Origin of the sequence: Rhizobium sp. CF142, from assembly GCF_000281145.1 — a bacterium.
Lineage (GTDB): Bacteria > Pseudomonadota > Alphaproteobacteria > Rhizobiales > Rhizobiaceae > Rhizobium.
The window spans coordinates 47,569-73,311 of sequence record NZ_AJWE01000037.1 but is presented as its reverse complement, the minus strand read 5'-3'; the positions used below and the strand labels follow the sequence as shown (position 1 = coordinate 73,311).

Annotated in this window: 32 protein-coding genes; 18 read left to right on the top strand and 14 right to left on the bottom strand. The window is 61.1% G+C overall.

The annotated features are described in order from the left end of the window. Window positions 1–24: 24 nt before the first annotated feature. The 3 genes from PMI11_RS10545 (at window position 25) to PMI11_RS10535 (ending at window position 3,010) form a co-directional block, all read left to right on the top strand. Window positions 25–1,383 (top strand): extensin-like domain-containing protein, encoded by a 1,359-nt coding sequence (locus PMI11_RS10545; RefSeq protein ID WP_007816460.1) that lies wholly within the window; start codon window positions 25–27, stop codon window positions 1,381–1,383. Window positions 1,384–1,593: 210 nt separating this feature from the next. Then, complete coding sequence (locus PMI11_RS10540; protein WP_007816459.1) at window positions 1,594–2,202, top strand: hypothetical protein; 609 nt, start codon at window positions 1,594–1,596, stop codon at window positions 2,200–2,202. Between the two features lie 226 nt (window positions 2,203–2,428). Continuing rightward, entirely contained in the window at window positions 2,429–3,010 is a 582-nt protein-coding gene (locus tag PMI11_RS10535) for an AAA family ATPase (protein WP_007816458.1), read from the top strand. 30 nt (window positions 3,011–3,040) lie between these two features. Here the strand turns inward: PMI11_RS10535 and PMI11_RS10530 are convergent, their stop codons facing one another. Continuing rightward, window positions 3,041–3,394, bottom strand: a complete 354-nt coding sequence (locus PMI11_RS10530) for a VOC family protein (RefSeq protein ID WP_007816457.1) — start codon at window positions 3,392–3,394, stop codon at window positions 3,041–3,043. A 332-nt stretch (window positions 3,395–3,726) separates the two neighbouring features. On the opposite strand from PMI11_RS10530, the gene PMI11_RS10525 reads away from it, so the two are divergent. The 9 genes from PMI11_RS10525 (at window position 3,727) to PMI11_RS10485 (ending at window position 10,089) form a co-directional block, all read left to right on the top strand. Then, on the top strand, window positions 3,727–4,116 hold the full coding sequence (locus tag PMI11_RS10525; RefSeq protein ID WP_037071095.1) for a c-type cytochrome: 390 nt from the start codon (window positions 3,727–3,729) through the stop codon (window positions 4,114–4,116). A gap of 163 nt (window positions 4,117–4,279) precedes the next feature. Next, window positions 4,280–5,098: a cytochrome c oxidase subunit II gene (locus PMI11_RS10520; RefSeq protein WP_007816455.1), complete on the top strand. Its 819-nt coding sequence runs from the start codon at window positions 4,280–4,282 to the stop codon at window positions 5,096–5,098. 89 nt (window positions 5,099–5,187) lie between these two features. Continuing rightward, window positions 5,188–6,957 carry a cytochrome c oxidase subunit I gene (ctaD, locus tag PMI11_RS10515; RefSeq protein ID WP_007816454.1) on the top strand — a complete coding sequence of 590 codons (1,770 nt, stop codon included), beginning with the start codon at window positions 5,188–5,190 and terminating at the stop codon, window positions 6,955–6,957. Next, window positions 6,954–7,667 (top strand): cytochrome c oxidase subunit 3, encoded by a 714-nt coding sequence (locus PMI11_RS10510; RefSeq protein ID WP_007816453.1) that lies wholly within the window; start codon window positions 6,954–6,956, stop codon window positions 7,665–7,667. The genes ctaD and PMI11_RS10510 overlap by 4 nt, the downstream gene beginning before the upstream one ends. 11 nt (window positions 7,668–7,678) lie before the next feature. Beyond that, window positions 7,679–8,398: a heme-copper oxidase subunit III family protein gene (locus PMI11_RS10505; RefSeq protein ID WP_007816442.1), complete on the top strand. Its 720-nt coding sequence runs from the start codon at window positions 7,679–7,681 to the stop codon at window positions 8,396–8,398. A 7-nt stretch (window positions 8,399–8,405) separates the two neighbouring features. Continuing rightward, window positions 8,406–8,771 (top strand): cytochrome C oxidase subunit IV family protein, encoded by a 366-nt coding sequence (locus PMI11_RS10500; protein ID WP_007816440.1) that lies wholly within the window; start codon window positions 8,406–8,408, stop codon window positions 8,769–8,771. A gap of 207 nt (window positions 8,772–8,978) precedes the next feature. Next, window positions 8,979–9,215 (top strand): hypothetical protein, encoded by a 237-nt coding sequence (locus PMI11_RS10495; RefSeq protein ID WP_007816439.1) that lies wholly within the window; start codon window positions 8,979–8,981, stop codon window positions 9,213–9,215. A 7-nt stretch (window positions 9,216–9,222) separates the two neighbouring features. Beyond that, entirely contained in the window at window positions 9,223–9,513 is a 291-nt protein-coding gene (locus PMI11_RS10490) for a hypothetical protein (protein WP_007816438.1), read from the top strand. Window positions 9,514–9,606: 93 nt separating this feature from the next. Continuing rightward, a complete protein-coding gene (locus tag PMI11_RS10485; RefSeq protein WP_037071094.1) occupies window positions 9,607–10,089 on the top strand; it encodes a GNAT family N-acetyltransferase in 483 nt (160 codons plus the stop codon). A 34-nt stretch (window positions 10,090–10,123) separates the two neighbouring features. Here PMI11_RS10485 and PMI11_RS10480 read toward each other — a convergent pair whose 3' ends face one another. The 10 genes from PMI11_RS10480 to PMI11_RS10435 form a co-directional block, all read right to left on the bottom strand. Further along, on the bottom strand, window positions 10,124–10,780 hold the full coding sequence (locus PMI11_RS10480) for an NrsF family protein (RefSeq protein WP_007816436.1): 657 nt from the start codon (window positions 10,778–10,780) through the stop codon (window positions 10,124–10,126). Further along, window positions 10,780–11,400: a sigma-70 family RNA polymerase sigma factor gene (locus PMI11_RS10475; RefSeq protein ID WP_007816435.1), complete on the bottom strand. Its 621-nt coding sequence runs from the start codon at window positions 11,398–11,400 to the stop codon at window positions 10,780–10,782. Before PMI11_RS10475 ends, PMI11_RS10480 begins: the two co-directional genes overlap by 1 nt. Then, window positions 11,397–11,900, bottom strand: a complete 504-nt coding sequence (locus PMI11_RS10470) for a DoxX family protein (RefSeq protein WP_007816434.1) — start codon at window positions 11,898–11,900, stop codon at window positions 11,397–11,399. The genes PMI11_RS10475 and PMI11_RS10470 overlap by 4 nt, the downstream gene beginning before the upstream one ends. Beyond that, window positions 11,897–12,697, bottom strand: a complete 801-nt coding sequence (locus tag PMI11_RS10465; protein ID WP_037071073.1) for an HvfC/BufC N-terminal domain-containing protein — start codon at window positions 12,695–12,697, stop codon at window positions 11,897–11,899. Before PMI11_RS10465 ends, PMI11_RS10470 begins: the two co-directional genes overlap by 4 nt. Beyond that, window positions 12,697–13,671, bottom strand: a complete 975-nt coding sequence (locus PMI11_RS10460) for a hypothetical protein (RefSeq protein WP_007816427.1) — start codon at window positions 13,669–13,671, stop codon at window positions 12,697–12,699. Before PMI11_RS10460 ends, PMI11_RS10465 begins: the two co-directional genes overlap by 1 nt. Window positions 13,672–13,681: 10 nt before the next feature. Beyond that, window positions 13,682–14,569 carry an MNIO family bufferin maturase gene (locus tag PMI11_RS10455; protein WP_007816426.1) on the bottom strand — a complete coding sequence of 296 codons (888 nt, stop codon included), beginning with the start codon at window positions 14,567–14,569 and terminating at the stop codon, window positions 13,682–13,684. Window positions 14,570–14,726: 157 nt separating this feature from the next. Further along, window positions 14,727–15,059, bottom strand: a complete 333-nt coding sequence (locus PMI11_RS10450; RefSeq protein WP_007816424.1) for a BufA1 family periplasmic bufferin-type metallophore — start codon at window positions 15,057–15,059, stop codon at window positions 14,727–14,729. Between the two features lie 138 nt (window positions 15,060–15,197). Further along, window positions 15,198–15,521 (bottom strand): putative quinol monooxygenase, encoded by a 324-nt coding sequence (locus tag PMI11_RS10445; protein ID WP_007816422.1) that lies wholly within the window; start codon window positions 15,519–15,521, stop codon window positions 15,198–15,200. A 105-nt stretch (window positions 15,522–15,626) separates the two neighbouring features. Next, complete coding sequence (locus PMI11_RS10440; RefSeq protein WP_007816420.1) at window positions 15,627–17,033, bottom strand: adenylate/guanylate cyclase domain-containing protein; 1,407 nt, start codon at window positions 17,031–17,033, stop codon at window positions 15,627–15,629. Window positions 17,034–17,206: 173 nt separating this feature from the next. After that, window positions 17,207–18,151: a helix-turn-helix domain-containing protein gene (locus PMI11_RS10435; protein WP_007816417.1), complete on the bottom strand. Its 945-nt coding sequence runs from the start codon at window positions 18,149–18,151 to the stop codon at window positions 17,207–17,209. 564 nt (window positions 18,152–18,715) lie between these two features. On the opposite strand from PMI11_RS10435, the gene PMI11_RS10430 reads away from it, so the two are divergent. From PMI11_RS10430 to PMI11_RS10420, 3 genes are all read left to right on the top strand, one after another. Further along, entirely contained in the window at window positions 18,716–19,642 is a 927-nt protein-coding gene (locus PMI11_RS10430; protein ID WP_037071072.1) for an ABC transporter ATP-binding protein, read from the top strand. After that, window positions 19,639–20,400, top strand: a complete 762-nt coding sequence (locus PMI11_RS10425; protein ID WP_007816414.1) for an ABC transporter permease — start codon at window positions 19,639–19,641, stop codon at window positions 20,398–20,400. Before PMI11_RS10430 ends, PMI11_RS10425 begins: the two co-directional genes overlap by 4 nt. A gap of 108 nt (window positions 20,401–20,508) precedes the next feature. Next, complete coding sequence (locus tag PMI11_RS10420) at window positions 20,509–21,351, top strand: isocitrate lyase/PEP mutase family protein (protein WP_007816411.1); 843 nt, start codon at window positions 20,509–20,511, stop codon at window positions 21,349–21,351. An 18-nt stretch (window positions 21,352–21,369) separates the two neighbouring features. On the opposite strand, the gene PMI11_RS10415 is transcribed toward PMI11_RS10420, so the two are convergent. Both PMI11_RS10415 and PMI11_RS10410 read right to left on the bottom strand, forming a co-directional pair. Beyond that, entirely contained in the window at window positions 21,370–21,843 is a 474-nt protein-coding gene (locus PMI11_RS10415) for a hypothetical protein (protein WP_244430553.1), read from the bottom strand. A gap of 150 nt (window positions 21,844–21,993) precedes the next feature. After that, on the bottom strand, window positions 21,994–22,548 hold the full coding sequence (locus PMI11_RS10410; RefSeq protein ID WP_037071071.1) for an NUDIX hydrolase: 555 nt from the start codon (window positions 22,546–22,548) through the stop codon (window positions 21,994–21,996). Window positions 22,549–22,659: 111 nt separating this feature from the next. Between PMI11_RS10410 and PMI11_RS10405 the strand changes: the two genes are divergently transcribed. The 3 genes from PMI11_RS10405 to PMI11_RS10395 all read left to right on the top strand — a co-directional run bounded on the left by PMI11_RS10405 (window position 22,660) and on the right by PMI11_RS10395 (window position 24,978). Further along, a complete protein-coding gene (locus PMI11_RS10405) occupies window positions 22,660–23,304 on the top strand; it encodes a DUF47 domain-containing protein (protein ID WP_007816404.1) in 645 nt (214 codons plus the stop codon). After that, entirely contained in the window at window positions 23,304–24,308 is a 1,005-nt protein-coding gene (locus PMI11_RS10400) for an inorganic phosphate transporter (protein ID WP_007816402.1), read from the top strand. The genes PMI11_RS10405 and PMI11_RS10400 overlap by 1 nt, the downstream gene beginning before the upstream one ends. Before the next feature lie 79 nt (window positions 24,309–24,387). Further along, window positions 24,388–24,978, top strand: coding sequence for an NUDIX domain-containing protein (locus PMI11_RS10395; RefSeq protein WP_081493233.1), 591 nt, complete (start codon window positions 24,388–24,390; stop codon window positions 24,976–24,978). Window positions 24,979–25,043: 65 nt separating this feature from the next. Here PMI11_RS10395 and PMI11_RS10390 read toward each other — a convergent pair whose 3' ends face one another. Continuing rightward, complete coding sequence (locus PMI11_RS10390) at window positions 25,044–25,595, bottom strand: DUF1062 domain-containing protein (protein WP_244430552.1); 552 nt, start codon at window positions 25,593–25,595, stop codon at window positions 25,044–25,046. Window positions 25,596–25,743: the final 148 nt, after the last annotated feature.

The window sequence follows — 25,743 nt, the reverse complement described above, 5'->3', positions numbered from 1 at the left end:
AGGCCGCATGCGGAAGCGATAAGTATGGCGTTTCTTTCCCTTCTCCGGCGTACCGCCCTGCCAATCCTGCTTTCCACGGCGTTGACGACCTGTTCGATCAGCGATGGGCTGGTGCCGCCTGAGAATGTCGATAGCAGCACGCGTGTCAGCTCCATTTCGCCGGTGCGGGGCGGGGCCATGCGCATGGCTCCGGTCCAGAGCCAGCAACCCTATCCCGCCTCCAGCGCGCCTGTGGGCAATACGCAGGGGCAGATCGACTATCTCGATACGCCGAACCTTGCCGGATCGGGCCATCAGATGCGCGCGCCGGTACAGCAACCGGTGCCCATGGCCACGCCGCAGCAGGGGCAGCGGCGCCTGCCTATGATCGATAGCGATGAAGCCTTGGCGCAACAGGGCCAGCAGCAACAGGCATCCAACGGCAACTGGGGCGGCGTGAAGCCGCTCGCCATTCCCCAGGGCGGCGTCAACATGGATGAGGAGCTCGGCGCCGGGCCGGGCAATCAGCCGGTCGTCGGCCTGGCGCAGGAGCAACAGCAGCAGATCGCCGAGGGTAATGCCACCGAACCCGTTGTCGACGGCATTGGCACGGATAATCCCACGCAGCTGAACCGGCGGAACATGCCGCAGCCGGTCGCGGCCAGCCAGATGAGCCGTCAGCCGATGCGCGCTGCCGGCGGTGGCGCCCGGACCTGGAACGACGGCAGCCCGGTTCTGGCGCCGACGCGCGTGCCCGAGGAAGACGAGCCCGAGCAGGTCGCCATGTTGCGGCCGAACAATCCCATGATGAGCGAGCCGGCGGCTCCCGTCGATCCCGGCGTCATGCCGTCTTCCGAATTGTCATGCAGGCGCGAGCTGAAACGCATGGGCGTGATTTTCGAGGATCGCCCGCCGATCTCCAACGGGCCGGCCTGCCAGGTGCCTTACCCGGTTTCGCTCCAAGGCCTCTCCGGCAATATCGGCGTCAAGCCGGCGGTGATCCTGAACTGCCAGGTCACGCTCGCCTTCGCCAAATGGGTGAAGAACGAGCTCGCGCCGTCTGCGCGGTTCCGCTACTGGACCGGCATCAGGACCATCGAGCCGCTCGGCGGCTATTCCTGCCGGCGCATGAACAACAGCCGCCAGAGATACAATCCGATATCGGAACATGCGAAGGGCAACGCCATCGATGTCGGCAAGTTCGTGCTGAAGGACGGCCATGAGATCGACGTGCGCAAGAAGGGCCTGTTCTCCTTCCGCGAAGGGCGTCTGCTGAAGGCCGTGCGCAGCGACAGCTGCAATTATTTCACGACAGTACTTGGCCCCGGCTACAATCCGGAGCACTGGAACCATTTCCATTTCGATCTCATGTCGCGCAGGGGCGGAAGGGCCGTCTGCAAATAGGCGGAGATTACGGGAATGTCTGCGTCACCTCGATCATGCCGACATCCAGTCTATTCATTCGAATGCGGATTTCTAAAATAGAGGTTCAGAACACAGGATTTTGCCAAAATCATACTGTAGTATAATCTAAATAATTATTCCGGAGTGAGCCCGAATGTGTTAGGATCGTGTGTAGGGAAGGTCCATGATAAAATTATCTCGGAGAGTTAGTTGCTGGAGTTTATCTCTTTACCTGTTTTGAAAGACTTCCTGGATGTCTTGTCAAAGGCAAAAGAGCTGGTTGGGCAAATAAAAAGTAAAAAAGTACGGCTTTTTGAGGATGTCATTGATCCGACCTTCCGCGCGCTGCAGCCAGTATTTGAGGATTACATTACTCTTTTCGCAACAACTTTGCGGGATGTGAGTGCTGCAAGAACGACATCCGAGTTTAATATCGCACTGGATAACCTTAGATTTTCCCGCGCCAAACTATTTTCAACGAGAGCCGAGATACGTGCGCTAACGGCAGAGACAATGAGTTTGAGCCACGACCGCGATCTCTACCGATTTCTGCGGTGTGTGGACAGCATCTTTTACAATGTGCGGATGGCTCCACAACAGAGCAAGATGTCTCGCTCTCTTGAAGTACAAGGACTTCTTGAGCTTTTGGCGGAAGACGACGACAACATATCACGCGAGTTTGCAGAAACATGTATCAGGAAAACACTGCGAGAAGTGGAAAATGGTTTCATCGATGCTGCCCAAGCTCATGCGCGTATCCGGATCGAATCCCAAATCCATTTGATAGCAACCTTCAAAACTACTTCCGACGCACAATAGCATGTGGATTAGCGAGTAGCCTCAAATACCGGTGCGTTTTCACCTGAGTTGTTTGTTGGTTTCCCTCCATTCGGTTTCCGCTGTAAAAGGCTCTCCCAAATCTCAAGGTCATTCAATGCTCTTCGTTCGAAGATCGGAAACCGAATCTTGTTTAGACGTCTATTGTGGTTGGCGCGGTGGACGTCACACTGCTCCTGGTGTTTTGAACCTTTGATGATTGCGCGACATGACCGGCATTTTCCTCCTGCTCATCGGCTTTCCCGGTACCGGCAAGCTCACCATCGCCCGGAAGCTCAGTCCTCTTCTTTCCGCAAAGATCATCGACAATCACTGGATCAACAATCCGGTGCTCGGCGTTCTCGATCATGATCTGACGAAGCCGCTGCCGGAGGCGATCTGGGAGCAGACGGGCAGGGTGCGACAGGCGGTTCTGGACACGATCGTCGCTTTCAGCGCTCCGTCAGCCAATTTCATCTTCACCCATGCCGGCATTCAGGGTGATGAGCGCAGCCACCGAACCTTCCGGCAGATTGCCGATGCCGCCGAGGAGCGCGGGTCGTTGCTGGTGCCGGTGCGATTGCTTTGCGAGGCGGAGGAGCTGGCGCGGCGGGTTGCCATACCAGAGCGGCGTGAGCGGCTGAAATCGGTCAATGCCGAAGCCTCGCGGGAGCGCAGCCGGACACTGCAGGTGCTTGATCCCGAGCATGCGAATACGCTCAATCTTGATGTTACCTCGCTCTCAGCAGAGGAGAGTACGGATACCATTCATCGGCACGTGCAGGATCTCCTGAGTCGGATGCGCGGCTGAAAGCGCGGAGCCCGAGGCTTCGGCAAGTGCTCACCGGAAGGCCCGGCTGGAAACCTGGATCGGGTTCTGGCACGGGTCCTTTGCATTGGCGTAGACATAGCCGTCCGCCTTGCGGATCGGCCCGAATGTCAGGCCGTTGCCGGCGCATTCGGCGCAGAAGGATTCGACGTTCTCGACATCGAAGACCAGCTTGACGGTGGACTGGCCGCGGCGCTGCCCCTTCGCGGCCTGATGCAGCATGATATTGGCGCCACCATCCTGCGCGACCAGCTCGACGATGCGGTCGCCGGGCAGCCGCATGCGCTTGAAGCCGAAATGCGTCTCGTAGAATGCGGCGGTTTCCTCGACATCGCCGGCGTAGATCACCAATCGGTTCAGTGGCAAGACAGCCTCCAGTGACTCATGTTCGATGCGTCTGCGCCGGCGCTCGCGGCGGAGTTTGCCATGGGCCGTCCCGCCGGAACAGACTGCTTTTTGGCAACTCTGCCGCAGGCCGGCCAGATATTTGCGCAGAAGACGATTGCCGCGGTGAGTAGGCAGGGTCACTCAGCCTGATGGTCTCGACCTTTCCATCCGTTCCCCAGCTCCGAATTGGGGAGCCGATTGACTTGCTTCCGCGAAAGATTAAGCTTTGAGACGTAGCAACCACCATCTGCGCACGAATGTGAGCGGAAGGTGTGAGTGGCTGGGCGACCTTGAGGAGGATGAGGTTTGCCGTGGATTACCGTGTTGTTCTGCTGATCGCTGCATCCGTGTTTGCCCTTTCCCCTGGTAAGTCAGGGGCGCAGGAGGGCGATGCCAATGCGGGTGCCATTGTTTTCAAGAAATGCGCGACCTGTCATATCGTCGATTCCGATACGAACAAGGTCGGTCCGTCGCTGAACGGGGTGCTTGGCAGGAAGGCCGGAACGCATCCCGATTTCGCCTATTCGGCTTCGATGAAGGCGGCCGGCGATGGCGGGCTCGTCTGGGACGAGGCGACGCTGCGCGATTACCTGCACAATCCGAGAGTGAAGGTGAAGGGCACGAAAATGGCCTTCGTCGGCCTGAAGGATGATCAGGAAATCACCGATCTCATCGCCTATCTCAAGCAATATTCCAAATGACAGGCAAGATTCCAGACGGCGGCAATACCCCTGATGGAGGGTCGCGGACTATGTGGCCCCTGCCTAAATCGCCGTAATTGCCGATATTTTCTATCTGTGCGATAATAAATACGGACTTTTGCGGAATACGGTTTCACGGTCAACTGCTCAGGGAGGAGCGGAAATGGCTGTCGTGCTGATCCTCGTCCTTGTTGTCGTCGGCTCCGTGCTGTTTCATGTGCTGAGCCCGTGGTGGTGGACGCCGATCGCGTCCAACTGGAGCTATATAGACAGCACGCTCGTCATCACCTTCTGGATCACCGGCATCGTGTTCGTGGCGGTGATTTCCTTCATGGCCTATTGCGTGTTCCGCTTCCGGCACAAGCCAGGCAACCGGGCGCATTACGAGCCCGAGAACCGCAGGCTGGAAGTTTTGCTCGCCTCGGGAACGGCGGTCGGTGTCGCAGCAATGCTGGCGCCCGGCCTCATCGTGTGGAAACAGTTCATCACGGTGCCCCCAGATGCCGCATCGGTGGAGGTCGTCAGCCAGCAATGGCTATGGAGCTTCCGCCTGCCGGGCGCTGACGGAAAGCTCGGCCGCGCCGAGACGCGCGACGTCACCGCCGAAAATCCGCTCGGTCTCGACAAGAACGACGCGAACGGCCTCGACGACATCATCATCGAGGGAGGCGAGCTGCACCTGCCGATTGGCAAGCCGGTGCACATATTGCTGCGCTCCGTCGATGTGCTCCACGATTTCTACGTTCCGGAATTCCGTGCCAAGATGGACATGATCCCCGGCATGGTCACCTATTTCTGGCTTACGCCGACACGGACTGGAACCTTCGAAATTCTCTGTGCCGAACTTTGCGGCGTCGGCCATCCGCAGATGCGCGGGACTGTCGTGGTCGACAACGCCGCAGACTATCAGACCTGGCTCGATCAGCAGCAGACATTCACCCAGCTTACGGCATCATCGGGAGAGCCGCCGCCGGCAAACTGAGCTGGCGAAGACGGCCGGAGGCCGCATGCCGGTAAGTAACCGGCGGAAGAAGACGGCCAAAGGCCGCATCGGGAAAGGGAAGAGAGATCATGGTCGAGATTCCATCCGGCAGCATCCCCTCCGCCGAAGTCGAGGATGTCGAGCTTTATCATCCACACAGCTGGTGGACCAAATATGTGTTCAGCCAGGATGCGAAGATCATCGCGGTGCAATATGCGCTGACCGCCATCTCGATCGGCATGGTGGCGCTGGTGCTCTCCTGGCTGATGCGGATTCAGCTCGCCTTTCCCGGCGCTCTCTCCTTCATCGATGCGGATCATTATTACCAGTTCATCACCATGCACGGCATGATCATGGTGATCTATCTCCTGACCGCACTCTTCCTCGGCGGTTTCGGCAATTATCTCATTCCGCTGATGGTCGGCGCGCGCGACATGGTCTTCCCCTACGCGAACATGCTGAGCTACTGGATCTATCTGCTTGCGGTGCTGATCCTGGTCGCGGGCTTTTTTGCCCCCGGCGGCCCGACAGGGGCCGGCTGGACGCTTTATCCGCCGCAATCGGTTCTGTCAGGAACGCCTGGTGGTAAGGACTGGGGCATCCTGCTGATGCTCACCTCGCTGATCGTCTTCATCATCGGCTTTACCATGGGCGGCCTGAACTATGTGGTGACGGTGCTGCAGGGACGGGCGCGCGGCATGACGTTGATGCGCATGCCGCTCACCGTCTGGGGCATCTTCACTGCGACCGTTATGGCGCTGCTCGCCTTTCCCGCGCTCTTCGTCGCCTGCGTCATGATGCTCTTCGACCGCGTGCTCGGCACCAGCTTCTTCATGCCCGCCATCGTCGAGATGGGCACGCAGCTCCAGCATGGCGGCGGCAGCCCGATCCTCTTCCAGCACCTGTTCTGGTTCTTCGGTCATCCGGAGGTTTATATCGTCGCACTTCCGGCCTTCGGCATCGTTTCGGACCTGATCAGCACGCATGCGCGAAAGAACATCTTCGGCTACCGCATGATGGTCTGGGCGATCGTCATCATCGGTGCGCTGAGTTTCGTCGTCTGGGCGCACCACATGTATGTCAGCGGCATGAACCCGGCCTTCGGCTTCTTCTTCGCCACCACGACGCTGATCATCGCTGTGCCCACGGCGATCAAGGTCTATAACTGGGTGCTGACGCTGTGGCGCGGCGACATTCACCTGACGCTGCCGATGCTTTTTGCGCTTGCCTTCATCGTCACCTTCGTCAATGGCGGGCTCACCGGTCTCTTCCTCGGCAACGTCGTCGTAGACGTGCCGCTGTCGGATACGATGTTCGTCGTCGCGCATTTCCACATGGTCATGGGGGTCGCGCCGATCCTCGTCATCTTCGGGGCGATCTATCACTGGTATCCGAAGGTGACGGGACGCATGCTGGACGAGACGCTCGGCCAGATCCACTTCTGGATCACCTTCCTCGGCACCTATGCGATCTTCTTTCCGATGCATTATCTCGGCCTGCTCGGCGTGCCGCGCCGCTATTTCGAGATGGGAGAGACGGCTTTCGTTCCGCCCTCGGCCCATACGCTGAACATATTCATCACCATCATGGCGCTGATTGTCGGGGCGGCACAGATCGTCTTCCTGTTCAATCTGGCCTGGAGCCTTTTCCGGGGCAGGGAAGCAGGCGGCAATCCATGGCGGGCAACGACGCTCGAATGGCAGACGCCGCAGACGCCGCCCGCGCATGGCAACTGGGGCAAGGATCTGCCTGTCGTCTACCGCTGGGCCTATGACTATAGCGTGCCGGGCGCCCCCGAGGATTTCATCCCGCAGAATGTGCCGGCAAGCGATGGCGTCACCCGCGAGGTCCCGGCATGAACGTCATCCTGCTTTTTCTCGCCACCATCGCCGCCATCATCATCTGGTGGCTGGCCGGGCAGCGGCTAACCTCGAAGCCGTGGCTCGAAACCGGCTCGGTGCAGTTGCCGGATCGTCATGGCATCGACCGGCCGCCGGTGCCGGCGGTGAAGATCGGCCTCTTCGTGTTTCTCGGCGTCGTCGGCGCGATCTTCAGCCTTGCCGTCAGCGCCTATTTCATGCGCATGGCGTCTGCCGACTGGTGGGGGATGCCGATTCCCCGCCTGCTCTGGGTGAATACCGCAGCACTCGCCTTGAGCAGTGCGGCGCTGCAATGGGCCAAACGGGAAGCGCAGCACGGCCGCATGGAAAGCCTGCGGCCGGCGCTTGTGACAGGGCTTGCACTTGCCGTCTTCTTTCTCGTCGGGCAGATCCAGGCATGGCGGGAGCTTACGGCAGCCGGCTATGTGCTGGCCGACAATCCCGCCAACAGCTTCTTCTACATGCTGACCGGCCTGCATGGCCTGCATATTCTGGGCGGGCTTGCCGTGCTGGCGCACACGACGGTCAGGGCATTTTCGGCCGACGTTCAACCGGAAAAGCTGCGGCTCAGCGTCGATCTCTCGGCCATCTATTCGCATTTCATGCTCGCCGTCTGGCTCCTGCTCTTCGCACTCTTTGCCGGCTGGGCGAATGATTTCGTCGATCTCTGCCGCACATTACTGAACTAGGAGATTTGCAGATGGCACATCCTGTCCAGACACATGGCGAGCCCGGCCTCGGGCCGGCAGGTCTTCGCGGTGTCGCGGCCGATTTCAGCTCGGATCAGCGCGCCTTCAAGACAGCCTCCTGGGGCAAGGCGATGATGTGGATCTTCCTGCTCAGCGACACCTTCGTCTTCGGCTGTTTCCTGATCGCCTATATGACCGCCCGCATGTCGACGCCGGTGCCCTGGCCCAATCCGAGCGAGGTCTTTGCGCTGCATATCGGCGGTCAGGACGTTCCGCTGATCCTGATCGCGATCATGACCTTCGTGCTGATCTCGAGCAGCGGCACCATGGCGATGGCGGTCAATTTCGGCTATCGCCGCGAACGCGGCAGGACGGCGGCGCTGATGCTGCTGACGGCGCTTCTGGGCGCATGTTTCGTCGGCATGCAGGCCTTCGAATGGACGAAGCTGATCACCGAAGGGGTGCGCCCCTGGGAAAACCCATGGGGGGCGGCACAGTTCGGATCGACCTTCTTCATGATCACCGGCTTTCACGGCACCCATGTCACCATCGGCGTCATCTTCCTGCTCATCATCGCCCGCAAGGTCTGGCGGGGCGATTTCGACGTGGAACGGCGCGGCTTCTTCACCAGCCGGAAAGGCCGCTACGAGGCCGTCGAGATCATGGGCCTCTACTGGCACTTCGTCGACCTGGTCTGGGTCTTTATCTTCGCGTTCTTTTACCTGTGGTGAGGTCGTCATGAGCGAGACAACGGCGCATGCGCAAACCCAAACGATGCATGCACAAGCACACACCGGACAGCAGCACCCGATCCGGCTCTATCTCCTCGTCTGGGGCCTGCTCTTCGTGCTCAGCGCCGGTTCCTATATGGTCGATTATCTCGGCATCCAGGGCTATCTGAGGTGGACGCTCATCCTGCTGTTCATGATGCTGAAAGCCGGGCTGATCGTCGCCGTCTTCATGCACATGGCCTGGGAACGGCTGGCACTGGTCTATGCTATCCTGCTGCCGCCGCTGCTGGTGCTGGTTTTCGTGGCACTCATGGTATCGGAAGCGGACTATACGATCTTCACCCGGCTCGCCTTCTTTGGCGCCGGGCCGTAGAGGACGCGGGGCCGAACTGCTGTCCTGACCGCAATGGCGAAATGCGTTTGTTTTTCCTTTCAAGGCGACGGCAGGGTCGCTTGCAGGCCCTGGAACGGGGCATAAAGACAGGCTCCCAGGAAAATTTTTGCGTCCTGTATTTTGTGTGGAACTCTCTGCCTCTTTGTGCGTTTGGCAGCATCTTTATGGAGCGATCAGGAGGAGATCATGCAACCGAAGATCGGAATGGATGCGCCTGCGGACCGCTGGATTGGCGCTGTGGAGCTTGCGATCGTGCAGAAGGCTTTCGACAAGCTTTGCGCGGAGCGCGGCTGGTCACGCGACTGCGCAGAGGCACGCGAACTCGCTCGTATAACAATCGACCTTTACCGGCAGGGTGCTGACAGCGAATACAAGCTGCACACCATGCTGTCAGGCTCCGATTTCAAGACACCGGCCCTGTGAGGGGCCTATGAGCAATGTCGTAACATTCCCGCGCCGGAACCTCCGACCGCATCGGCCATCCTATGTCGGCTCGGCAAGGCAGGTGGAGGGGAGGATCGCCATTCTGGAGACGATCGCGAAGATCACCGTTCGCGACAGCGCATTCACGCCCTATGAACAGGCTGCCCTGCTGGCCAAGCTGAGGACCGCCATCCGGGCGGAATGCGTTGCGCACAAGCTGTCGCCAGAAGAACAGTTCGAAACGATGCGCTATGCCGAGCGGCTTCTCGACGATATCCTCGAAAGCGTCAACGACTGAAGCAAGTGCCTTCACGTCTTCTTGTTCCTCCACACCCTTCCAGGCGCCATGCTGCAGTTGCAGAGCGCCATCTGCTCATGCCAACATTCGATCATGCTGATCCGACCTGCCAGAGCGGAAGACCGCAGCGCTATCTGGACGATCCTTGAGCCTGTCATCCGGGCGGGTGAAACCTATACGCTCGACCGCGACATGAGCGAGTCCGATGCGCTCGGCTACTGGCTCGGTTCCGACAAGGAAACATTCGTCGCCGATGACGGCGGCAGCATCATCGGCACCTATTATATCAAGGCCAATCAGTCAGGCGGCGGCAATCACGTCTGCAATTGCGGCTATATGACCGCTCCGCAAGCGGCGGGGCAGGGTGTGGCGCGTATCATGCACCAGCACTCGCTTGCCCATGCGCGCCAGCGCGGCTTCCGGGCCATGCAGTTCAATTTCGTCGTCAGTTCCAACGAGCGGGCAGTGCGGCTGTGGCAGTCGCTCGATTTTCAGGTGGTCGGCCGGCTTCCGGGTGCGTTTCGCCATCCCGCACTTGGGTTTGTCGATGCGCTTGTCATGTACAGGGATCTTTGAGGGCGGGAGCCCTTCTTCACAACGACGACATCGATCATGGAAGCGTCTGCCCGCCGCGCCTCGACGCATTGCGCCCAATAATCGCGGCGATCACCACGAAGAGCACTGCCGTGCCGAGGTTCCAGCCAAGCACCATCACGGTCGCGTCCAGCGGATGAAACATCGAGAGCGCCGAGGAGGTGATGCCCGAAACGGCGAGGCTGCCGATGAGAGCAACTGAGACCGGCCGCAGGAAGGCGACGTAGCGCAGCATGACCAGCATCAGCAGCGAGAGCGGAATGCTGGTGACGATGAGCGTCAGCAGGCAGCTCGTGGCGGCCTCGACGGTGACAGCGGCCGGCGGCAGCGCCACCCAGCCGGCAAAGCACTGATAGCCGATATTGGCCATCCAGATGATGAGCGTGGGAAGCGGAAGCAGCATCCACAGACGGGATTTGTCGGGCAGGCTCATCATGAATGTGGCGATTGCCGCGAGAATGCCGGTTGCAAGCGAAGACAGCATGCCCGTCAGGAACACGGGATCGGCCATGTGTTCGGCAAATTGCGGGCGCAGGCCGTGGATCATCGTCAGGATGCCCATCAGCGCGAAGGCGAGCGCCAGCCAGAGGGCGGCGCGCAGCAGCGGCGGCCGCAACCGCCTGACGGGTTTAACATTGTCCGCGAGAGACCGGATGAGATCGGCGGTCTCCATCACAGCTCACCATGATCGAGAAGGATCTTGCGAAGGCTTTTCAGCGCCCTGTGGGTGGCTACCTTCAGCGACGTGACGGACATCCCGCTCTCTCTGGCAGCCTCCTTCAGCGACATTTCCTTCAGTTTCAGCATGTTGATCGCCTGCTGTTGCGCCGGCGGCAGGTCGCTGATCGCGCCCTCGAGATGAATCCGGTTGGCAGCTTCCTCGATATCGGTACCGGTTGCAACCGCGTCATGTTCGCTCGACAGCGGGAATTCGTGGGCGCGCTGGCGTCCCTGCCGGCGCAGCCGGTCGAAGGCGCGGCGGTTTGCAATGCCGACGAGCCAGGGGCCGAAGGGCCGGGTCGGGTCGTAGGTTTCGCGGATCGAATGAATGGTCAGCAGGATATCCTGAACCGTATCCTCCACGTCTCTCGGGTCGCGATGATAGCGCACCGCCAGCGATCGCAGATAGGGCGTGATCTCCTGCAGCAGGCGCAGATAGGCGGCAGCATCGCCATCCTGGGCGCGGGCCATCAGGATCGTCCAGTCGAGTTCGCGATGGCGTGCGCTCCTGATGACAGAGCCTGCCGGCCGAGAGGAGACGAGTTTCAGTCGGTCGCCGCGCTCCTCGCTCATGCAGGCGCGCTCCTTTTGCGCGGGCGGGCAATCAGGCGTGGCATGAGATAATCGAGCGACAGCGGGCCGGGGCCGAGCGCCATGACGGCGAGCGCAAGGGCAGTCCAGTAGAGGTGAAAATTCACCCAGCCGTTGGGAAAGACCAGCTGGATGACACCGGTCATGATCAGCAGCGCAAGGCCGACAAGGCGTGTGGCAAAGCCCGCCAGCAGCAGGACCGGCAGCACGATTTCCGCACAGCCGACGAGGAAGGCGACCGTATCGGGGACGGGGAAACCGTAGAGATTGCCGAGGATGTGCAGCTTGAACTGCTCTTCGAACAGGAATTGCGTGCCGACCGAGAGCTGCAGGAAGCCGTCCCAGCGGGTCAGCCCCGAGCGCAGGAAGGGCAGGGCAAGCGCAATGCGGATAACCGTCGGGGCGACGGCGAGGCCGATCAGGCTGACGATGTCTAGAAGCCGCAGATAAAGTGCGGCAGGCGTAAAGCTCTTGTCCGTCATTTGCTGCCGCTCCCGGATGCGATGGCGAAGGCGATGACGGCGCCCGCCGTCATCAGGCCGGAGAGGCAGGCAGGCAGGTCGAAACGGGGACTGTCTTCCAGCGCCTGTTTCATGGCGTCGATCATCGTCCGTCCCTTGCCGAGTGCGATGATGAAGGCCGCCGCACCCGGCGGCAGCGCGCGTGCTTCGACATCCGCGCCAGGGCGCAGCAGCAATATGTCTTCGCCGCCGGCGGATATATCCACTTCGGCCGGCTGCCCGTCCGCAACGTTCATCTGCCAGATCGTCAGCGCCGGGAAGGGCGAGCGCACGATGCGCAGCGACGGATGCAGCGCGACGCTGAGATGCGGCAGGTCGTCCGCCTTGATCGCAGCAAAGGCCCTAGCCTCAACCGGCTCTGCCTCGGCGGCATGATAGGCCTCCACCCAGGCCCGCTCGATGCGTGCCACGTCGGCGAGATAGGGAAGGCTTGCCGCCGGTTCGAAAGTCTCGATGAAATCGGGAAAGCCCCGGCCATAATCGAGCATGATCGGGGAAGTGGGCGGATCGAGTGCGACATAGATGCGCCCCATGGCAAGGAAGAATTCCTCGCCGACGATGCGCGCCACGGCCGGAAACGCATCCTTCAACGTTGCCGTCAGGCCGGCGACGACATTGTTGCGATAGACGTTGAAGCGCTTCAGGCTGGGCTGGCCGTCCGGCCCGACCAGACCGTCGGGCAGGGTCTGCGCAGGGTCCAGGAGCGCGGTGGCGAAATCATGCTGGCGTTTGGCGGTCGACGGTGCTGTCAGCATCATCACGTCCCCCGTGTGACGACATTGCGCCAGAGGCGGCGGAGGCTGTCGAGGCCGCCGGCCGTCGAGCTCCAGAGCGTGGCGTCGCCAATCAGGAGGTCGCCGGCAAAGAGGCCGGGGCGCGATTGCAGCAGCGCATCGAACGTGGTGCGGCCTTCCCGCATGAAGCGGTGCGAGGGAGCAGCAAGATCGATCGGTTGGCGGGCGAGCACGTCGAGGTCATCAAGCGCTTCGCCCAGCCGTTCGAAATGCGGCAGGTGGGGATGAAGGTTGAATGTCCTGACGTCGGCGAGAAGCCCGTACCGGTCGAGAGCGCGCTCGACGATAACGGGGCTAGGCGATCCATCGGGCTCGCTTGCCGGGTGAAGGCCGAAGCGGTTTTCGACCGGCAGGCCGAGGCCGGACAGAAGCGAGCGGGCAAAGCCGCCGAAGCGCTGCTGCGGCGGGATGGTGCGGTCGCCGTGATGGAGAAAGTGCTCCATCTGGATTTCGGTGCGGTCGTCGTCGGGGGCGTCCCCCACAACGCCGATATCGTGATGCGGGCAGACGAAGAGCATATTGCCGGGCTTCGAGAGGAAAGCCCTGACCGCCTCGATTTCGGCGCTGTCGGCCTGCTGACCGGTGCGCAGGGAATCGAAGGAAATGACGATGAGCGTATCGGCGTTTTCTAGAATCCGGGCATCGAGCCTGACGATAGCGCCGTTCTCACCGCCACGCTCCATTTCCAGCACGGCGTGGCCGGTCTCGGCCTCCGCCTGCGCGACGAAAGCCTCGAAATTCCTGCGCAGGATCTCGTCCAGAAAGCCGGCGATGCCCTGGTCGAATCTGTAGGGATCGGCAAGCTCGTCATAATGCGGATAGAGGATGCGGCGGCTTTCGAAGAGTGCCGGGAAGCGGTTCTCGATGATATCAAGGGGGGCAGCGATTTCCCGCGACCGATCCCAGGCGTAGTAGACGGCAACTCGGTGGCCGGTCATGGATCGATCCTCATTCGGCAGCCGCGCGTATCTGTCCCGATGCCGCCTGGCGCATCAGCCTTTCGGCGCGCGCCGCTTCGCCGGCCAGAACAGGCCATTCCGGAAGATCGGCATCCCATTCGATCAGCGTCGCCACCGGCCCGATGCGGGCGATGGCATGGGCGTAGAGGTCCCAGACGATGGCATCGACCGGGCGGTCATGCGTGTCGATCAGCAGCGGCCGGTTTTCCTCGTCCGCCTCGCGCGCATGGCCGGCCAGATGGATTTCCCTGACATGGTCGAGCGGATAGGCATCGATATAGGCGACGGGGTCCCAGAGCTGGTTGGTGGAGGCGACATAGACATTGTTGACGTCGAGCAGCAGGCCGCAGCCGGTGCGTTGCACGATCTCGGTGATGAAATCGATCTCCGACCAGCTGCTTTCGGCAAAGGCCAAATAGGTCGAGGGGTTTTCGAGCAGCATCTGCCGCCCGAGCGCCTGCTGCACCTCGTTTATGTGGTCGGTGACGCGAGACAGCGTCTCGTTCGTATAAGGGAGCGGCAGCAGATCGTTGAAAAAGCCGGCATCATGCGACGACCAGGCGAGATGTTCGGAAAAGAGTGCGGGCCGGTAGCGCTCGTTCAGCGCCTTCAGCCGGAAAAGATGCTGCCTGTCGAGCGGCCGGTCGGCGCCGATCGACAGGCCGACGCCATGCAGCGACAGCGGATAATGCTCGCGCACAGCGGCGAGATAACGATGCGGCGGGCCGCCTTCGCCCATGTAGTTTTCCGCATGCACCTCGAAGAAGCCGATATCGGGCAGGGTGTCGATGATGTGGCGGTAATGCTCTGCCTTGAGGCCGACACCGGCGCGGGCCGGCATGTCTTGATCAGGGAGGGCAATGTCTGGACTTTGCATGGGGCACCTGGCATCGGTCGGGATGGGACCGGCCCGCGCAGGAGCGGGCCGGTCTTTTCGGGAGGCAAGTCTTCGGAGGATGTCGGTCCTTGGGGCAGTCTTCCGGCGGGCGGTCATCCGGTCCTGCCCGGAGCAGGCCTCCCGGATCGGCGTCGGATCAGGCCTTGGGAGTGAGGCTGCCGGCACCCTTCGGCGTGGACATGGTGGTGCAGGTGCCCTTCGGAACGAGCTTGAAGGCGTTGCCCTGGTAGTCGACGGTGCTCGTGCCTGCGCAGGTCGTGCCGGCGCCGGCGTAGCAATCGTTCTGGCCCTTCAACGCCGTGCCGAAGCAGGGCTCGACCTTGCCGGATTTCACCAGGGCGGTGTGTTCTGCCTGGATCTTCTTCTGCGCGTCGGTGAATTCTTCGGCACCAGCCGGCAGGGCCGAGAGGGCACCGATGGCGCTGGCGAAGGCGCCGACGACGAGCGTGGACAGGATGCGATTGGACATTGCTATTCTCCGGTTTTTAAGGATGGCCAGAGGACCGTTCAGTCGTCTGGGGCGGTGTGATCCACCTGTCTTGAAGTTCGCTGCAGCAGCCGAAAGGTTACCTGCTCCTGCCGGCTCTCTTGATCCGCGCTGGGATACTCACCTGTCGCCTCTGCCGGACGCGGGTTTGCGTGCAACGATCGTTGCTGGATGAATGGAGGGCGACTCAGCAAGCAGCGGCGGCACGTTTGCAAGGATCAGCTTTGCCGCTTGCCCGCTCATATGCGCATTGCGGCTTTCGGGATTGGCGAAGAGATCGACGAGGAAGATCAGATCGGGATCGGCTTCGGAACGCAGCACGAGCCAGGTCGTCGTGCCGGCCTCATCCTCGACATGCGGCAGCGCGCTTGCAATCAGACGTGCGACCTCCTCTCCGCTTCCGGCCTTGGCGCGAAACGGAATGACGGCGGCAAGTTCGTTCATGGTAAATTCCCCTCAATGGCGTGTCCGAGCCATTAAGGGTGAAAAATTCAGGCCCGTATTGAAGGGTGTTGCGGCTCCTGGTACCGCCTTGCTGTCGCTCTCAGTTCAGGCGGGAATGCCGTAAACCGGTATTTCGCCGCTGAGCCCGCGCAGGAAGGCGGTGGTGCCGTGCAGGCTGCGGCCGCGCGCGGCAAGCAGCGCACGCGCCTCCTCGTCCTCGACCACCGGTGTCGTTGCAAAGATCATGTCCGGGGTGGCGATCGCTTGCAGGCGCGAGGCGACATTGACCGTCTGGCCGAAATAATCCTGCCGCTCGTTCATCAGCACGGCAAGGCAAGGGCCGCTATGGAGGCCGACCTTCAGGAACAGGTCGTCGCGGCTGTCGCGCCGGTTGAGTTCATCGATCACCTTGCGGATGTCGAGCGCGGCGGCCACGCCCTGTGCCGGGCTCGGAAAGGTTGCCATGATCGCATCGCCGATCGTCTTGACCACCGCGCCGCCATGGGCGGAAACGACCTGATACATGAGCTGGAAATGCGAGCGCACCAGATCGAAAGCGGCAAGGTCGCCGATCCGCTCGTAGAGTTCGGTCGATCCCTTCAGGTCGGTGAACAGGAAGGTCAGGCTGGTGATCCTGAAGCGCTGGTTGAGATCGAGAACATTGGTGCGGTAGATATCCCGGAAGGTCTGGTGGGTGAGCAGCCGCTTGGCAGTCAGGACAGGCACACGCCGCGTAAGGATCGCTTCCAGCGCCTCGCCGGCGATCCAGAGGATCGGTATGATCCTGCGGTTCGTCCGGTTTTCCAGATCGAGCGACAGAAGGCCGGGCGCCACCCGCAGCGTTTCGCCGGCCTGATGTGCGTCATCGATCTCGATCGACAGGCGCTGGCCTTCGGCCGGTTCGCCGGTCACCTCCAGGAAGCGCGAGCTGTGGGTCACAGGATCGAAGAGGATCGCCACACCCTCGCTCATCTGAACCTGGCGGCCCATGCGCGCACCCGGCGCAATCTCGAATGCGTCGAGAACGACCTCGCCGACGATGGGCGCAAGATGCTCGGGTAGGTCGCTGCCGGAACTCCAGAAGATCTGGCGCGTATAGTCCCAGAGCGGCAGGCTGTCGGGATCGTGGGCGGCGATGTGGCGGATGCGCGGGTCGACCGTGAAGGTGATCTCCACTGTTTCGTCGAGCGTCGGTTCGCAATCGAGCGCACAGAAGGAACAATTATAGTGGTGCTGGTCGATGCCCTGCAGCGATTCCGCCTGATAGAGCACGCCGCCGCAGCTTTGACAGACGACGTTCCAGGAGAGTTCGAAAAGGCCGAGCTGGGTTGCATGCAGGAAGGCGGCGATGCTCTCCTGTTCGCCGAGCCCGTTCGTCTGCGCAAAGGCCAGCGGATTGACGCGGTTCAGGCGAAAATCCGGTGCGTCTTCGATCAGATGCGCCATCGCGGTAACAACGGTTTCGTCGACATGCTGGCGCACGGCCATGACGCGGTTGGTTATATCGGGCATCGCTCATCCCATCAGATAGGGGTCAAAAACAGGGCCGAGAGGAACAAAATAGGGCGGCGGCGGCAGGCAGGCGAGCCGTTTATTTTTTCGCCTTAAAGTAACCTTTTGCATGCCGGAGCGAAACAGCTGATCGCTCCGTGCAGGCGGCCGCTTGCTTCGAGCAAAACCTGGCCCTAATTCGGCGGGCGGCGGCGCAGCCGACGTCCGTGTTCGCGCGCAAAAGCGGCGGGCGTGCCGCCCGTCAGGCGGTGGAAACGCCGGGTGAAATGGCTCTGGTCGGAATAGCCGGTCGCGAGGGCCACTTCCGCCAGCGACGTATCGGTTTCGGCAATCAGCACCCGGGCGCGCTCGATCCGCCGCTGTTCGACGAAATTGATCGGGCTCACGCCGGTGCTCTGCTTGAAAAGCCGGGCGAAATGAAAGCGGCTGACATCGACGAGGGCGGCCAGCTCGGCAAGTCCGATCATCCTGTCGAGATTGTCCTCGATATAGCTGGTGATGCGCTCGATCTCGGCCTTGCCGAGGCCGGGCAGCGTGCGGCGCTCCGCAATGCCAAAGGCGTTATAGGCCCTCAGGAGATGCGCGGCGATGGCGGCGGAGACCTGGTCGACGATCAGCGCCTGGGCGGGATGGGCCTGCTGCTCCAGTTCGGCGAGCAGTACGAGCGCCATATGCTCGATCAACCTGTCGCGGGTTTCGAATATATTCCTGATTTCGATGCTTGCCGCCGCGTGCGACCCAAGCTCTTCGCCGGCCGCCGCCACCAACCGGGCCGGAACGCGCAGCCGCGCCGATGTCGGCGTGCGGCCCTCCCAGGTCGATACGCAGCCCGCCGGCATCAGAAGCGACATGCCGGCCGAAATCGTGCCTTCATGGACGACCCCGTTGCGCCGCTGAATCAGCCGGGCGCGGCCGGAGGGGCAATAGGAAATCAGATGGTGATCGAGGGCCGGATAGGTCTGCGAACAATCGAGCCGCGGCCGATAGAGATCGACCGTCACTCCGCTCCATCCCCGATCCCGCGTCGTCGCCAGCGGCCGTCGCGGCTTGATATCGACGATCTCCTCGATGGAGACAAGCTTTTGTCCTGACGGCGAAATGGGGTGCGGCTCGTTCATGACGGTTCGGCCAATCCAGGTTGTGCTGGGGTCAGGGTAGAGGTTTTTGGCGGCGGGTTGAAGTGTTCGGGTGGTTGAATTGAGGCCGCTGCGGACAGGGTACTGCACGCCGGACACATTGTTTCGCTGGATCGGTTCTCGTCTGCTGAAAAAAGAAAGCCGGCACAGGGCCGGCTTAGACGAACGCGGCTGAACAGGGGATACTGGGCCGGCTCCTTGCATTTCGTGACTGACAATAAATTTCACTACAATGCCGAGGTCAGCAGAAGGCGTAACGAGATCGCCATGAGGGCGGCTCCGCAAAGGGGTGGGCGGCGGGCGGAGGCCGGTGCTGTCCTCGGGTGTGTTTATGAGGGACGAACATCACCGATTGATGACATGGCAAACCGGGCGGTGATTTTCTTTTCATAGGCCCGATCTGTCCTGTGGATGAACGTCCGTGCCTGACTTTTTTGGCGGATAGCCGGATCGTGTGAATGCTGTGTTCAGGCGCCTGTGGATGTCAAAGCTTCACAAAGGGGCTATATAGCGGGCGAATTCGACCTGATATCCGCAAAGAGCCCCATGGCACCGATCATTTCCGTCCAGAATCTCACCAAGACCTATGCAAACGGCTTCCAGGCGCTGAAGGGCATCAACCTCGAAATCGAACGCGGCGAAATCCTGGCGCTGCTCGGGCCGAACGGGGCGGGCAAGACGACGCTGATCTCGATCATCTGCGGCATCGCCAATCCGAGCGGCGGCGCGGTCGTGGTCGACGGGCATGATGTGGTGAAGGATTTCCGCGCCACGCGCACGCTGATCGGCCTGGTGCCGCAGGAGCTGACCACCGACCAGTTCGAGACGGTGTGGAATACGGTCAGCTTTTCGCGCGGGCTGCACGGCAAGAGGGCCAATCCCGCTCATATCGAAAAGGTGCTGCGCGACCTGTCTCTCTGGGACAAGAAGGACAACACGCTGCGCCAGCTCTCCGGTGGCATGAAGCGGCGCGTGCTGATCGCCAAGGCGCTATCGCACGAGCCCTCCATCCTCTTCCTCGACGAGCCAACGGCGGGCGTGGACGTGACGCTGCGCAAGGACATGTGGCATGTCGTCGAGCGGCTGCGCGCCTCGGGTGTGACCATCATCCTGACGACGCACTATATCGAAGAGGCCGAAGAGATCGCCGACCGCGTCGGCGTCATCAATGGCGGCGAACTGCTGCTCGTCGAAGACAAGCAGGCGCTGATGGCCAAGCTCGGCCGCAAGCAGCTGATCCTCGAACTCAACGACCCCCTGGAAAAACTCCCCGACTGTTTTGCCGGCAACGGCCTGTCGATCGAGGCCGAGGGAAATCGCCTTGTCTATGAGTTCGACACCCGCAACGAACACGAGAGCGTGGCGTCGCTTCTGACGCGGCTTGGCCAGAACAACATCCATTTCCGGGATCTCTCGACGCGGCAGAGCTCGCTCGAAGACATATTCGTATCGCTGGTGGGAGCCGCAAAATGAACTTCGAGGCGATCAAATCCATCTATTACTTCGAGATGTCACGCACCCGGCGCACGCTGCTTCAGAGCGTCATATCGCCCGTCATTTCCACCTCGCTCTATTTCATCGTCTTCGGCGCAGCCGTCGGCTCGCGCATCCAGGAGGTGGAGGGAGTCTCCTACGGCGCCTTCATCACGCCCGGCCTCATCATGCTGACGCTGCTCGGCCAGTGCATCGGCAACGGTTCCTTCGGCATCTATTTCCCGAAATTCACCGGCACGATCTACGAGATCCTCTCGGCCCCCGTCGCCATGACGGAGATCCTGATCGGCTATGTCGGAGCAGCGGCCACCAAGGGGCTGATCATCGGCGTCATCATCCTGCTAACCGCGAATATCTTTGTCGATGTCCGCATCGAGCATCCCTTCATGATGGTGCTGTTCTTCCTACTGACGGCGATCAGCTTCAGCCTGTTCGGCTTCATGATCGGCATCTGGGCGACGAATTTCGAGCAGTTGAACCTTATCCCCATGCTGGTCGTCCCGCCGCTGACCTTCCTCGGCGGCAGCTTCTACTCGATCAACATGCTGCCGCCCTTCTGGCAGGCCGTCAGCCATTTCAACCCAGTGCTCTATCTCGTCAGCGGTTTCCGCTGGAGTTTTTACGGGATTGCCGATGTCAATCCGCTGGTCAGCCTTGGGATGATCTCGCTGTTTCTGGTGATTTGCCTCAGCACGCTCGGCTGGATCTTCAAGACGGGGTATCGGCTGCGTAACTGATGCTTGGCCGCTGCCACCAGCAAAATCCGAGTAGGCGGCACAAAATCGTTCACATTTTGTTCGCGACTGCTAGTCTGGCCTCGCTGTCATTTGCGCAGGAGGAGAGTCGTGGCGGAGCAACAGGCGAAGTTCGAACGGTTTAAGGCATTGCATCAACGGGATGAGGCATTCGTCATACCGAACCCGTGGGATGCCGGCTCGGCCCGGATTCTGACGAGCCTCGGTTTCGAGGCCCTGGCAACCACCAGCGCCGGTTATGCCTTTTCCAAGGGCAAGCGGGATTCCTTTGCGAGCCTGAAGCGTGGCGAGATCCTCGACAATGCCGGCGAGATCGTCGGGGCAACCGATCTTCCCGTATCGGCCGATCTCGAGGACGGGTTTGGTGCGGCGCCCGAGATCTGCGCCGAAACGATCCGGCTCGCCTCCGCGATCGGGCTCGTCGGCGGATCGATCGAGGATGCCACCGGCGATCCGGCAAGGCCGATCTATGATCTCTCGCAGGCCGTCGAGCGCGTGCAGGCCGCGGCGGAGGCGGCGCGGAAACTGCCTTTCCTGCTGACGGCGAGGGCGGAGAATTTTCTCTGGGAGCGACCCGATCTCGATGACACGATCAAGCGGCTGCAGGCTTTCTCGGCGGCCGGCACCGATGTGCTCTATGCACCAGGCCTGCCTGATATCGACGCCATCCGAACCGTCTGCGCCGCCGTCGACAAGCCCGTCAATGTGGTGATGGGCCTGAAGGGGCCGCGCTACAGCGTTGCCGAACTCTCGGCGGCAGGCGTGCGCCGGGTGAGTGTCGGCGGGTCCTTTGCGCGCGCGGCACTTGGTGCGCTGCTGCGGGCGGCCGAGGAGGTAAAATCATCGGGCACCTTCACCTATGCCGCCGACGCGATCCCGGCAACCACGCTCAGCCGGCTCATGTCGCAGGAGAAGCGGAGCGACCGCGAGTAGGGCTGCATCGACGGCCGCTCATTGCGGATTGGCAATGAAGTCGGGAAATTTGTGGTATATGCAGTCGCTCATTACGAAGAACGACATGCCGGTATCCCCGAGCTCGTAAGATGAAAGCTCCCATTCGAAGGTGTCGTGACCGTCAAACCCGGCCAATAGTGCCATCAGGCTCAACTCCCGGTACGGTCCCGGCGGAAACATTGCGCCATACACCGTCACCTCCTTTCCAGCGAAGTCGCCTTTGATGACCCTCCTGATCTCCAGATCCGCCCGGATCATCCGGGTCGGGAATTCGTTTGTCACGATCAAACCGGATTCACCGATGAACAGCGATTTCACGCTGGCCTCGACCACCACCTTCGCCTTTGCCAGCAGCTCATTCTGCGGAGGACATCGCGGCATTCCGACTGCGGGTCTCAGGCAAAGAACCAGCAGGATGAAAATCGCGTGGAAGCCTGTTTGCATGCGCGCGCTCGATGATGCTCCGGGCATCGGTGTTTCCCCCATTCGGACAGACCAATTCCTGCCACTTGCGCGAAGCTGAACTCCAATTGCGGCTTATCCGCCGTTTAATGATGGCGGCGCGGCGTCAAACAGGTGATGGTTGTAAGTGCGAAATGACGGAACCCGGATGTCAGCCGATCAGCCCTTCTTCTTGCGCTGCCGCCTGCCGTGCCGGGGGCGGAAATCGACGAGCAGGGATTTCAATTCGAGTTCGCGCACGCGCCGTGCCGCTTCGTCGGGGCTCACCCAATCCAGCATGCGCTGGCCGGTTTCGCGGAACTGCCCTTGCGTGTGCTCCACCTCGATCTGGAAGATATCGACGATGCAGGGCGCGACGTCGCCGTCATCCAGTTCTTTCAGATAGGTGTAGCGGCCGACCGGCTGTTTGCTCACCGTTCCGCGCACGCCGGCTTCCTCCCAGGCTTCGATGGCGGCTGCCTCATGCGGTTTCTTCTTTTTCATCGGCCAGCCCTTGGGAATGATCCAGCGGCCGCTGTCGCGCGTGGTGACGACGAGGACTTCGATTTCGGGGCGATCAGCCTCGGGACCGCCGTTTCGGTAACGGAAGCAGAGCGCGCCATATTGCTGGCGAAAGGCGCCGGAGAAAAGCTTCTCGGGTCGCTCTGCAAGCTGCTTCAGCAGGGGCTTTGATGGTCCGGCGGGGGATTTTGCGTCTTTTTTGCGGGATTTCATGACATCTAGCATTGTCAAATTTTACTTTTTCGATCAATTGCCTGCGACGCTTTATGACAGATTTGTGACAGTCTTCTACGACAGTCCCCGGTTCAGGAAGGATCGCCCGAGATGATGAGCGTGTTTCGCAAGATGATGCCGCGGGAGGACCGCTTCTTCGAGATGTTCTGCAGGCATTCGGAAACGGTCGTCGCAGCCGCCCATGCTATGGAAAAGCTGTTGAAGGGCGAGGCGGTCGAAGAGAATTGCGACAAGATCATCGCACTGGAAGACCAGGCTGACGACATTACCCGCGAAGTGCTGGTCGCCGTCCGGCGCAGCTTCATCACGCCCTTTGATCGCGGCGACATCAAGGATCTGATCCAGTCCATGGATGATGCGATCGACATGATGCACAAGACGGTGAAGATCATCCGCCTGTTCGAGCAGACGAGTTTCGACCCGCTGATGCAGGAGATGGGCGGGGAGATCGTCAAGGCGGCGGCGCTGATGGAGGAAGCAATCCCGCTTCTCAACAAGATGGGTGCGAATGCACAGCGGCTCGCTGTCATCGCCGAAGAGATCACCCGGGTCGAGGGGCGCTCGGACGAACTGCATGACGAGGGCCTGAGGGATCTCTATCGCCGGCATGGCGCCAGCGGCAATGCCATGGCCTATATGATCGGCAGCGAGATCTACTCCAGCCTGGAAAAGATCGTCGACCGGTTCGAGGACGTGGCCAACGAAATCAGCGGCGTCGTCATCGAGAACGTCTGATGGAAGCCACACTCTCTCTTCCGTTGCTGGTCTGTCTGATCGGCGTCGCACTGTTCTTCGATTTCCTGAACGGGTTGCACGATGCAGCAAACTCGATCGCGACCATCGTTTCCACCCGGGTTCTGAGGCCGCAATATGCCGTCGCCTGGGCCGCCTTCTTCAATTTCATCGCCTTCCTGTTCTTCGGCCTGCATGTCGCCGAAACGCTCGGCACCGGCATCATCGACCCGGCCATCGTCTCGCCGCAGGTGATCTTTGCGGCGCTGATGGGAGCGATCGTCTGGAACATCGTCACCTGGCTGTTCGGCATTCCCTCGTCGTCCTCGCATGCGCTGGTCGGCGGGCTTGTCGGGGCGGGGTTTGCGAAGGTCGGCTTCAGCTCCATCGTCTGGGGCGGCTTGTTGAAGACGGTCGGTGCGATCGTCATGTCGCCGGCAATCGGCTTCCTTCTCGCGCTGTTTTTCGTCCTCGTCGTCTCCTGGCTTTTCGTGCGCCAGACGCCCTTTGCCGTCGACCGCACCTTCCGCTTCATGCAGTTCGTCTCGGCCTCACTCTATTCGCTCGGCCATGGCGGCAACGATGCGCAGAAGACCATGGGCATCATCGCCGTTCTTCTCTTCAGCCAGGGGCAGCTCGGCCCCAGCTTTCATGTGCCGCTCTGGGTGGTCATCTCCTGTCAGTCGGCCATGGCGCTCGGCACGCTCTTCGGCGGCTGGCGGATCGTTCACACGATGGGCTCGAAAATCACCAGGCTTAATCCGATGCAGGGTTTCTGCGCCGAAACCGGCGGGGCGCTGACGCTGTTTGCTGCGACCTGGCTCGGCATTCCCGTGTCGACGACGCACACGATCACCGGAGCAATCATCGGCGTGGGGGCAGCGCGGCGTCTTTCGGCCGTGCGCTGGGGTGTTGCCGGCAATATCGTCATCGCCTGGGTCGTCACCATGCCGGCCGCTGCTGCTATCGCCGCAGCCTTCTATGGGATTGCAAGCCTGTTTCCCTGAGGCAGGGGGCCGCACGATGCATCGGATACCCTAATTTTAGGGGTTAGCATTTTCGATCTGATGTTGCGCTCTATTTTCCATGCAAGGAGAAGGAGATAACGAGCGGACCATGCAGCTATCCAGGCATTTAATTGAATTGAAAGAGGAAACTCCGTCAAGGGCAGGTCGCCCCGGGGTCGATCAGTGTGGTGCCATCTGCTGCCGTGTCGAGAGAGGCGGAAGGCTGAGCGTTCTGCTCATCACCAGCCGCGATACCGGACGATGGGTGATCCCGAAGGGTTATCTGGAGAGGAAGGAAAAGCCTTATCGCCGTGCTCAGCGCGAGGCCTTCGAAGAAGCTGGAATCATCGGCAAGGTCCGGAAGAAGCCGCTCGGCTATTACAGCTATCTGAAGGATCACAGCACGCCGCTGACGGTCTCGATCCATCTGCTGCGACTGGAGAGCGAGGCCGCCCATTTTCGCGAATATGCGGAGAGGCAGAAGATCTGGATTTCCGCGGGCGAAGCGGCGCTTCTCGTCGAGGAGCCCGAACTGCAGGATATCTTCCGGGCAATCGAAACGGATAATCCGCTGACATCGCAAGACCGGCTGAAACCCCATCGCATTCATGGACGGCGCCCACAGGCTGATGCAGTCGTCTCGCTCGCCACATCGCCGGGATTGAGCTGATCGCCACCGCCGGCGCGGACAGGCTCGGTGACGAAGGCCCGGCATACAGGCCTTCGCGCTGCAGGCTATCGGGGACTGCCGGTCGCCAGGGGTCCCCAGGAGAGCTCGCGATCCGCGACGGTCGCGAGGTCGACCATCACTTCGATGCCGGTCCTGATACGCCGCCGCAGGATGTCGGTGCGATCGGAATTCGTCCGGAGCAGGCCTTTCTCATGGAGCGTCTGAAGCCGCGTGCGTGAGAGCTTGAGCTCGGATGCCAGCAGACGGTCGAGGCGTGTGCCAGCAGGCAAGGGCACCATCAGCTCGATCTCCAGCCGCGTCCAGCCGGCGGCCTCGCGCAGCACCTCCTTGGCGATCTCGAATTCAGGGAATTCGTCGACGCGCTGCGACTTGCGTTTCAGTGCGTCGAGGTTGAAGCTTTCGGCGCGGATCCATTTGACATCGTTGGACTGGAGTGCGTCGAGCGTTGCCGGACCGATGTCGCGGACATTCTTGCGCTCGAAGAGCGGCCGGTTCCAGGTCTTGTCGCAGGCCAGGCATTTATAGATCAGCCAGGCATCGAGCTTGCGGCCATTGGCGTTTAACCGGATCTTGTCGCTCGATTGAAAGGCTTTCAATCCGCCGCATCCGCCACAGGCAATCCAGGGCTGGGGGGCGGTTTTCGGGGTAATGGTCCATCGGACCCGAAGTGCACAGCACATAGTATCTTGGTCTTCCGTTCGGAAGTCCACCAAGATGGCGCGTGAGAAAACCCATGAGGGTGCG